Source organism: Nocardia sp. NPDC059228, assembly GCF_042754245.1.
In the GTDB taxonomy this organism is placed as follows: Bacteria; Actinomycetota; Actinomycetes; order Mycobacteriales; family Mycobacteriaceae; genus Nocardia.
The window spans coordinates 1-1,156 of sequence record NZ_JBHZAL010000152.1 but is presented as its reverse complement, the minus strand read 5'-3'; the positions used below and the strand labels follow the sequence as shown (position 1 = coordinate 1,156).

The window sequence follows — 1,156 nt, the reverse complement described above, 5'->3', positions numbered from 1 at the left end:
GGTTCGTGGGGTGATGAGCCGGTGCACGTGTCCGACGCGCAGGCGGCGGTCGATCTGTTGCGCAGTGAACTGCGTTCGGGAGACGTCGTGCTGGTGAAGGCTTCGAGGTCGGCCGGACTGGAGCGGGTCGCCCAGGCACTGCTCGAGAACGCAGTCGAGGGCGAGGTCTCCGGCCGATGAGGCAGATCCTCTTCGCGGGAGCCATCGGGCTCTTCCTGACCCTGATCGGCACCCCGTTGCTGATCAAGCTGCTGGCCCGCAAGGGTTACGGCCAGTTCATCAGGGACGACGGCCCGCGCAGCCACGGCAGCAAGAAGGGCACCCCCACCATGGGGGGGATCGCCTTCATCCTGGCCACGCTGATCGCCTACGCCCTGGCGAAGGTGATCACCGGCGAGGACCCGACGTTCTCCGGTGTGCTCGTCCTCTTCCTGATGGCGGGGATGGGCCTGGTCGGCTTCCTGGACGACTACATCAAGATCGTCAAGCAGCGTTCGCTGGGTCTGCGGGCCAAGGCGAAGATGGCCGGACAGCTGATCGTCGGTATCGCCTTCGCGGTGCTCTCGCTCCAGTTCGCCGACATCCGCGGCAACACCCCCGCCTCCACCAAGCTGTCGTTCGTGACGGACTTCGGCTGGTCCATCGGACCGGTGCTGTTCGTGGTCTGGGCGCTGTTCATGATTCTCGCGATGTCCAACGGCGTGAATCTGACGGACGGTCTGGACGGCCTGGCCACCGGCGCCTCGGTGATGGTCTTCGGCGCCTACACGTTCATCGGCCTCTGGCAGTTCCAGGAGTCCTGCGCCAACGCGCTGACCCTCACCAACCCCGAGGCATGTTTCGAGGTACGAGATCCGCTCGACCTCGCCGTCGTCGCCTCCGCCCTCATGGGCTCCTGCTTCGGCTTCCTGTGGTGGAACACCTCACCCGCCAAGATCTTCATGGGCGACACCGGTTCGCTCGCCCTGGGCGGCCTCATCGTCGGCCTGGCCATCACCACCCGCACGCAGCTGCTGCTCCTGCTCATCGGCGGTCTCTTCGTCATCATCACCATGTCGGTGATGATCCAGATCACCTCCTTCCGGCTCACCGGCAAACGCGTGTTCCGGATGGCGCCGCTGCAGCACCACTTCGAGCTCAGGGGCTGGGCCGAGAC

General features: G+C 65.7%; 1 protein-coding gene and 1 pseudogene. Both read left to right on the top strand.

Annotated features, from left to right (window positions below; translation table 11 throughout):
- A pseudogene (locus ACFXKA_RS43105) lies at positions 1–180 on the top strand (UDP-N-acetylmuramoyl-tripeptide--D-alanyl-D-alanine ligase); the annotation flags it as partial.
- The coding region (mraY, locus tag ACFXKA_RS43100; protein ID WP_379431929.1) for a phospho-N-acetylmuramoyl-pentapeptide-transferase at positions 177–1,156 on the top strand (980 nt) is incomplete at its 3' end. The pseudogene ACFXKA_RS43105 and the gene mraY, both read left to right, overlap by 4 nt.